Below are 7,926 nucleotides of genomic sequence, written 5' to 3'. Positions count from 1 at the left end.
ATGGTGGCCGTACCTTCATGGACTTCGCCGATCTTGTAGTTCACACCTGTGTAGAACAGGATGCGTTCGGTCGTGGTGGTCTTGCCGGCATCAATGTGCGCGCTGATACCGATATTGCGATAACGCTCGATAGGGGTGTGGCGGGGCATGGCGAACTCCTTTTTTGCCGGTCCGCGCTTGTTGGATTTGTTTGCACGGCCAGCTCGCCAGTTTGCGCCAAAGCGCCGGTCTTTGCTCGGTTTTCCCCGAGCACCCACGTCGGGTGTGGGTCCTGGTGTCAGGCCACTTGCAGCATTTCGGCCATGAAGGCAGGCAAAGGCCTGCCGTCCGACAACAGGTATTTCGCCATGGGGATCACCGCGCTCTGCACCGAAGGCCGCGCACTCATCCTGTCGCGCCATGCCAGCAGCAACGGTGTGGMCGGTGTGAGAGGCGCGCCCAGACGTTCGCCAAACAGCATCGCCACGTACAGGGCGATATCGGCAAATGAGAAGCTCTCCATCACGAACTCCCGCCCTTGCAGGAGATTTTCAAGCCGCGTGTAGAAGGCCCGCGCACTATCAATCGCGGCGACCGCTTGCGGATCGTCCAGGCTGTGCTGCAGGCCCATGAGCCGGATGATGTGAGGAAAGTAAACCTCGTCCGACATGTGCTCCATCTGGCGCGCGCGGGCGCGGGCGGCGATGCCGGCCGGCCACAGCGCGGGCTGGGGCTGCAGGTCTTCAAGGTATTCCAGGATCTGCGTCGAGTCAAACAGCTCCAGGTCGCCGTTGATCAGTACGGGCACCTGCTTTTTTGGGTTGATTCGCACGACCTCCGGGTGCTTGGGTGAGTAGCCCTCGGTCTGCGTGAAGGGCACCATGACGATATCGAGCGGTATGCCTTTTTCAAACGCAGCGATCTGCACCTTGGCGCCGAACATGCTGAGGCGGGCTGAATAGAGACGAATCGCGGGCGTTTTCTCTGTAGAGGTGTGCGGCATGGGTGGGTGAGTTTCGTGGTGATGGGCGTTTGTTCAATGACTATGACGTGGAGGGCGGCGGCTCACGGTCAAACAGACCGGGTGCGCCGCCGATCTCGGCACCTTCAATCAGTAGCATGCGCAGCTTGGTCGAGACGCCGCCAGGCGCGGAAAAGCCGCCCGACTGCGCGCCAGCCGCCAGAACGCGGTGACAGGGCACGACGATGGGAAACGGATTGTGCCCCAGCGCCTGACCCACGGCACGCGCTGAGCCGGGTTCGCCAAGCTCGGTGGCGATGTCGCCGTACGTGCGGGTCTTGCCTGGAAGAATCTCCTGCGCAATCGCGTACACCCGGCGGTTGAAAGAGGGGACGTGACGCAGGTCCAGTGTGCAAAAGCGCAAGTCACGGGCCTCACCCGCCAGCAGGGCTGTCATGGCATGTATGGCCAATTGCATGTCGTGCGGCGGCGTGGCAGGAGCCAGCTGCGCAAACTCCCTGTGCAAACGGGACAGCATGCGGCTCTCCGATGTTTCGGGCAGCCGCACGGCTGCAATCCCGTGTGCGTTCCACACCAGCGCGCACTGCCCAACGGCAGTGCCAAAAAGTGCGAAGGCGTGAAGTTCACTGTCTGCGGTCATGGTATCCGACATGCTACACGCGACCAGTATCTGAGGTTTGAGACATTTCGACAGGGGAAGATCGGCACTGCGAACTGCGGCCAATGCCACGTCAAAAAATCATCGTACCGATACAAAGCGGGCAGGTTTCGGGTGCCAATTGGACGGAGTTTCCCTTATGTATCGCCAGCCGCACATAGGCGCACATGGAGCCTGTTGTTATTGCCGCAGGGCGAATGCAAACAAGGGAATGTAAGAATTAATTTCGTTACCTATCTTGCATACAGCTGAAGCTTTTAATTTTCTGCAGACGTACCATGCGTTCTTTTTGAAGGAACTCACAATGGCAACACCGTTCTTTGGCAAGCGAGAAAACGAGACACCAACGGGCTTGCGTCATGGCCCGGGAAATGGCTATGGGACCACGGGCACTTCCAGTGCTTCCGGCGCGCTGCAGTCGGGAGCGTCGTCCACAAATGTGAACCAGCAAAACACCGCCAAGGCGGTCAATGAAGCACCTGTCGGCACGGTAAAAGAAGGCGGCAGCAAGTTGACGGTCGGCCCGAACATCAAACTCAAGGGCGTGGAGATCACGGACTGCGATACGCTGGTGGTCGAAGGCCTGGTGGAAGCCACCATGGATTCGCGAGTGATCCAGATTGCCGAGCAGGGTGCGTTCAAGGGCTCCGCAGAAATCGATGTGGCGGAAATCCGTGGCGAATTCAACGGCAACCTTACAGTGCGGCAGAAACTGGTGATTTACTCGACAGGAAAAGTCACGGGCATCATCCGCTACGGCAAGCTGGTGATTGAAGAAGGCGGCCAGCTTTCAGGCGAGATCCTGTTCGGTGCGCTGGCTGCGGCCAAGCCGGCGAGCGTGGTCAAACCAGGTTTGCAGGCGGTGTAGGAGACTTAAAGCAACAACAGGCGCATTTCTGACGCGCTACCGAAACCTCCACATCACTTCCCTGCTGCTCGCGGCAGGAAGGTGATGCGGAGTTTTCGTGTTTGCGGTTCGGGCTACTACAGCCACCGGAACGCCAGCGGTATCAGTGCAGACGCCAGAACCACCTGCAGGCCCAGCGCCAACCCGGCGTAAGCGCCCGCGTCGGCATTGACCTGCAAGGCTCTCGCGGCGCCCAGCCCGTGAGATGCCGTGCCCAGCGCAAAACCACGCGCGGCCCAGCCCGCAGCGTCCACGGGAATTCGCAAGGCGTCAAACAGGTATTTGCCGCTGAGCGCACCGACGAGGCCGGTGACCACCGCAAACACTGCCGCCAGCGCAGGGATTCCGCCGATCCTTTCCGCAATACCCATGGCGACCGGTGCGGTGACAGACTTGGGCGCTAGCGACAGGGTAACTTCGATGGGCAAGCCTACGGCCCATCCCAGCAACAATGCCGACCCGCTGGCCGCGGCACCGCCGGCCAGGGCCGCAAGCAGCAGCCGGCCCCAGCGCCTGCGCAGTTCTTCGCGCCGCAACCACAGTGGCCATGCCAGTGCCACCACCGCAGGGCCGAGCAGGAAATGGATGAACTGGGCGCCCGCAAAATAGGTGGGGTAAGGCACGCCGGTGGCCAGCAGGGTGCCGGCCAGGCAGACAACCGTCCACAACACAGGATTGGCCCAGGGCGCTTGTCCGAGACGAGCGTAAACGGCTTGCGCGAGCACATACACCACCAGCGTCGCGGTCAAGCCAAACAGGGGTGTGGCCGACAGGTAGACCCATAACTCCACAAATTTAGGCATGTGGAGGCTCCTGGGGAGGGGTGTCGCTGCGGTCCCGCAGCAGGTGCAGCATCAGTACGGTCACGAGCAAACCCGCCAAAGTGGACGCCACCACGACMAGCAACATGCGTGCGCCGTACTGGCTGACCAGTGAAAGATGGGTCATCACCCCGACGCCGACAGGTACAAAGAGTAACGAAAGGTGCGAAAGCAGGAAGTCTGCGCACACTGCCACAGGGGTGCGCACCGTATCTGACTGGAGGCCCAGCAGAAGCAGAACCATGCCAATCACGGGGCCAGGAAACGGCAGGGAAAAGCCGTGAGAAAGAAGTTCCCCAGCGGACTGAAAGACGAGTAACCAGGCCAAACCCCGCAACGCTGTCATGGCATGGTTTCCACGGGAGATGAGCGCACTCTCGAAGCGATGGGGTCGAACGGAATTGCCGGAGTGGTCATGGCAAGACCCACCCTGGAAAGTTCAAGGACTGGCAAAAAGATCCCCTTGCGGCCACTCCCGCACCGCATTCGCCGCGCCCCACAGGGCCTGGTCGATGTCTTTGAAGAAGGCGCGGCGCCCGGATGGGTCCGGCCTGGAATTGAAGGCCACTACCCATGCATAGCCTTGCCGGGTCCGAAGTGCCAGGGTCTGCAGGCCCGGCTGGCTGCCTGTGTGCCACCAGTTATCGCCCTTGTCACTCCTGACGACGTGGATGCCTGCCGCATAAAAGCTGCGCGGATTGCCGTCTTTTTCCAGCATCGGCTCGCTGCGCATGGTTTGCAATGACTCCTCATTCAGAAGGCGTTTTCCCCGTGCGCCGTCGATCGCCAGGAAAAACTTCAGCACATCTGTTGGCGTTGCAATCCAGGCGCCCAGTGCGTCCATGTTTTCGATGGAGTAGGAGCCGTAAGGACTGGGTACATTCGCGTTCGTAACACCCGGTGCGCCCCGCTGCAGCGGTTCTCCGGGATACGCGTAGTACTTCGTCTCGCCCTGCCGGCTCTCGGTGTTGCTTGCAGCCTGAAAGCCTTTGCCGGTGGACGGCCTCAGAAACTCCCGGCTGCTGAAGGCGCGGTAGGATTCGCCGGTGACGATTTCCACAACCCTTCCGAGCATGCAGTAACCGGTATTGGAATAGGCGAAGCGCTCGCCGGGTGTGAAATCCAGCTTGTCCTGCAGGGAATCCCGGATGATCGCATCGCAGGTAACGGGCGCAACGCCTTGCCGGCGGGCAACGTCCCTGAGCCGGGGCTGAAAAAACGGATCACCAGAGCGCTCCCGATCGAACCCGCCTGAATGCTGAAGCAGGTGCCGGATGCTGATGTCCCTGACGCGCAGGTCAGCGGGGGCGGCGGGCGCTATCCCGGCTTTCTCGAAGAAGGGCAGCACCGGGTCGTCCAGTTTCAGCTTTCCATCCTCTGCCAGCTTGAGCACCATGACCGCCGTCAAGGTCTTGTTGATGCTTCCCATGCGGAACAGGGTTTGCGGCGTCATGGCTTCCTGCTTGTCCCTGTCGGCATAACCGTAGCCTTTGGCAAGGAGCAGCTTGCCGTCCTTGGCCACGACCAGGCTGGCGCCCGGGACATCGTGTTTCTTCATGACCTCCAGCATGGCCTTGTCGAAGGGCTCGAGGTGGGGCAGTGACTGCCCCACCTCGAGGCACCAGCCCCACGGCGAAACGAACGCCAGCAAGGCGCCTGCCAGGCCACGGGAGACCTGGCGGCGCATGGTGGAAACACTGCTGGACAGCGTCGTATGCATTTTTTGGGCCGTGGGGTTGTCCGCGCAGTCTACGAGGTCGCCAAGCGGTTGCTCTTTTCGCCTAAAAGCGCGGTAAATCGGGATACTTGATCTGCCCGCCCCGAACCAGCATTTTTCCGTATTCGGCGCAGCGGTTCAGCGTTGGGATCACCTTGCCCGGGTTGAGCAGGCCTTTGCTGTCGAACGCGCGTTTGACACCGAACATCTGCCCGTTTTCCTCGGCGGAGAACTGCACGCACATGGAGTTGAGCTTTTCCACGCCCACGCCGTGTTCGCCCGTCACGGTGCCGCCCATCGCGACACTGGTTTCCAGAATGTCTGCACCGAAGAGTTCGCAGCGGTGCAATTGATCGGGGTCGTTGGCATCAAACAGGATCAAGGGGTGCAGGTTGCCGTCGCCCGCGTGGAATACGTTGGCGCAGCGCAGCTGGTATTTCTTTTCCATCTCTGCGATAGCCAGCAGGATGTCGGCCAGCCGCTTGCGCGGGATGGTGGAGTCCATGCACATGTAGTCGGGGCTGATGCGTCCCGATGCGGGGAAGGCGTTTTTTCGGCCACTCCAGAAGCGCAGGCGTTCAGCCTCGTCCTGGCTCACCGCAATGGCCGTGGCGCCACAGCGGCGCAGCACGTCGGTCATGTGGCCGATTTCTTCTTCAACTTCCTCTGGCGTGCCGTCGCTTTCGCACAGCAAAATCGCGACCGCGCTCAGGTCGTAGCCCGCATGCACAAAGTCTTCCACCGCGGCCGTCATGGGCTTGTCCATCATCTCCAGCCCGGCGGGAATGATGCCGGCTGCAATCACCGCGGCAACGGCATCGCCGGCTTTGCGCAAGTCGTCAAAGCTGGCCATGATGCAGCGTGCAAGAATCGGCCTGGGCACCAGCTTGACGGTCACTTCGGTCGTGACGGCCAGCATGCCTTCGCTTCCGATGATGACGCTCAGCAGATCGTAGCCAGCGGCATCCAGCGCGTCGCTGCCGAACTCGACCTCTTCGCCTTCGATTGTGAAGCCTCTGACCTTGAGCACGTTGTGTACCGTCAGCCCGTACTTGAGGCAGTGCACGCCGCCCGAGTTCTCGGCCACGTTGCCGCCTATGGTGCAGGCGATCTGGCTGGAAGGGTCGGGCGCGTAATAAAGACCCAGCGGCGCGGCCGCCTCGGAGATCGCAAGGTTGCGCACGCCGCCTTGCACCACGGCCGTGCGGCTGGCGGCGTCGAGCTTGAGAATCTTGTTGAACTTGGTCAGCGATAGCGTGACGCCCAGCTTGTGCGGCATGGCACCGCCGGAAAGCCCTGTGCCGGCGCCGCGCGCAACCACTGGTACTTCCAGCGCATGGCAGCTCTTGAGCACGGCCTGCACCTGGTCATAGGTCTCGGGCAAAGCCACAACCAGCGGCCGCTGGCGGTAGGCGGTCAGGCCGTCGCACTCGTAAGGTGTGGTGTCTTCGTTGTTCCACAGCAGGGCATGGGCCGGCAACACCGCCTGCAGCGCGCGCACGACCTGCGACTGCCGCTCCGAGCGTTCAAGCTGGCTTTGCTGTTCGAGCGAGGCGGGGGTGTTCATGGGCTGTCTGGCTCCGGGGTTGAAACCAGACTGTAGGGCAAGCGGCGGCGGCCGGGTTGAAGAAATTTAATGCCGGGTGTGAAATGCCGGCCGCCAGAATCCGTCCAAAACGGGAAGAGATTCAGGACTTCGTTCCCGGAGCCTTGCTGGCGCCGGGCGTGTCGTAAAACTTGACCTTGCCCGTCTTCACGTCGTACATGGCCCCCACGATCAGGATTTCTCCCTTTTGCTCCATTTCGCGCAGGATGGGGCTCTTCTCGCGAATCGTTTCCACTGTGAGATGCACATTGCTCTCCGCCACCATCTCGACAAAGGCATAGTTCTTGGACGTGCGATCCTTGATGTCGGCGGACACCAGGTTCGCGGCCGGCTTGATCTTGCCGATGAGTCCCGTCAGGTTGCCCAATTGGGCGTCGTCGCAAGCACCCTTGATGGCACCGCAGCTGGTGTGGCCCATCACCACCAGCAGTTTGGCGCCCATGACTTTGTGCGCGAATTCCAGGCTGCCCAGGATGTCTTCGTTGACGATGTTGCCTGCCACGCGTGCGTTGAAAAGGTCACCTATGCCCTGGTCAAACACAATCTCGGCCGGTGCGCGCGAATCAATGCACGACACCACGCTGGCCAGTGGGAACTGGCCGTCCGCGGTGGCCTTCATTTCCTTGAGATAGTTTTGGTGGCGCGGCTTGCCGGAAACGAAACGCATATTGCCAGCCTTGAAGCGCGACAGGATTTGCACGGGCGTCACGGCGGCCTGGCACTCCTTGGCGTCCTGGATGGGGCAGAAGGTGCCGGGCTTGACGGCCTTGGCCGCGGCCGCCTTACCCTCGGCATGAACCGCAGACGACAGGGCGAGCATGGAGAGCAGGACGCCGGCCACTCCGACGGCCAATTGATTTTTCCTCATAAGATTTTCCCTCGTTGAACAGGTTGGTTTTTTTGACTATGTGCAGCCGGCCGGGCGCTCACCCGGTGTCACTACCAGCTCATCATAGGCATGAGCCGGTACGGACGCAAAACCACTTATCGGACGGCGTCAGGACCTGTTAGTGCTATTTGTTTACGCAGGATGCGTTGCATGTCAAAGGCCTTGAGCAAGGCGCAAAGCCCAGGGGCCCCGTCAAGGCTTTGCAACGCCGAACGGCGGCCTTCTCGTAACATGCCTTGGGGCCCTAACCCAGGCTTTTGCGCAGCCAGTCGGCAAAAGCCGCGCATTCCCAGCGGTCCATGGTGCCGGTGCGCCAGCATAGGTAATGTGCGTGCGGGCTGGGAATATTACCGGCGAACACTTCGTT

General features: G+C 61.1%; 9 protein-coding genes and 1 pseudogene. 1 reads left to right on the top strand and 9 read right to left on the bottom strand.

Annotation, left to right across the window (positions count from 1 at the left end; translation table 11 throughout):
* The 3 genes from AC1DWI_RS08115 to AC1DWI_RS08105 all read right to left on the bottom strand — a co-directional run.
* Positions 1–149: GTP-binding protein (locus AC1DWI_RS08115; RefSeq protein WP_477724652.1), on the bottom strand; the 149-nt coding region annotated here is incomplete at its 3' end.
* A gap of 128 nt (positions 150–277) precedes the next feature.
* Positions 278–982: a glutathione S-transferase family protein gene (locus AC1DWI_RS08110; protein WP_477724651.1), complete on the bottom strand. Its 705-nt coding sequence runs from the start codon at positions 980–982 to the stop codon at positions 278–280.
* A 40-nt stretch (positions 983–1,022) separates the two neighbouring features.
* Positions 1,023–1,478 carry a methylated-DNA--[protein]-cysteine S-methyltransferase gene (locus tag AC1DWI_RS08105; protein ID WP_477673847.1) on the bottom strand — a complete coding sequence of 152 codons (456 nt, stop codon included), beginning with the start codon at positions 1,476–1,478 and terminating at the stop codon, positions 1,023–1,025.
* 445 nt (positions 1,479–1,923) lie between these two features.
* On the opposite strand from AC1DWI_RS08105, the gene AC1DWI_RS08100 reads away from it, so the two are divergent.
* Positions 1,924–2,487 (top strand): bactofilin family protein, encoded by a 564-nt coding sequence (locus AC1DWI_RS08100; protein WP_477668747.1) that lies wholly within the window; start codon positions 1,924–1,926, stop codon positions 2,485–2,487.
* 116 nt (positions 2,488–2,603) lie between these two features.
* Here the strand turns inward: AC1DWI_RS08100 and AC1DWI_RS08095 are convergent, their stop codons facing one another.
* The 6 genes and pseudogenes from AC1DWI_RS08095 to AC1DWI_RS08070 form a co-directional block, all read right to left on the bottom strand.
* A complete protein-coding gene (locus AC1DWI_RS08095) occupies positions 2,604–3,329 on the bottom strand; it encodes an LrgB family protein (RefSeq protein WP_477668746.1) in 726 nt (241 codons plus the stop codon).
* Positions 3,322–3,693 (bottom strand): CidA/LrgA family protein, encoded by a 372-nt coding sequence (locus AC1DWI_RS08090; protein ID WP_477668745.1) that lies wholly within the window; start codon positions 3,691–3,693, stop codon positions 3,322–3,324. The genes AC1DWI_RS08095 and AC1DWI_RS08090 overlap by 8 nt, the downstream gene beginning before the upstream one ends.
* A gap of 93 nt (positions 3,694–3,786) precedes the next feature.
* Positions 3,787–5,067: a serine hydrolase domain-containing protein gene (locus AC1DWI_RS08085; protein WP_477668744.1), complete on the bottom strand. Its 1,281-nt coding sequence runs from the start codon at positions 5,065–5,067 to the stop codon at positions 3,787–3,789.
* 61 nt (positions 5,068–5,128) lie between these two features.
* Positions 5,129–6,631: an FAD-linked oxidase C-terminal domain-containing protein gene (locus AC1DWI_RS08080; protein ID WP_477668743.1), complete on the bottom strand. Its 1,503-nt coding sequence runs from the start codon at positions 6,629–6,631 to the stop codon at positions 5,129–5,131.
* Between the two features lie 121 nt (positions 6,632–6,752).
* Positions 6,753–7,538, bottom strand: a complete 786-nt coding sequence (locus AC1DWI_RS08075; protein ID WP_477668742.1) for a carbonic anhydrase family protein — start codon at positions 7,536–7,538, stop codon at positions 6,753–6,755.
* 265 nt (positions 7,539–7,803) lie between these two features.
* Positions 7,804–7,926: pseudogene (locus AC1DWI_RS08070) on the bottom strand (LysR substrate-binding domain-containing protein); the annotation flags it as partial.

This window comes from Polaromonas sp. P3_C2, assembly GCF_056402675.1.
Note: the sequence above shows the minus strand (reverse complement) of the source record. Positions and strands in the feature narration are given on the sequence as shown.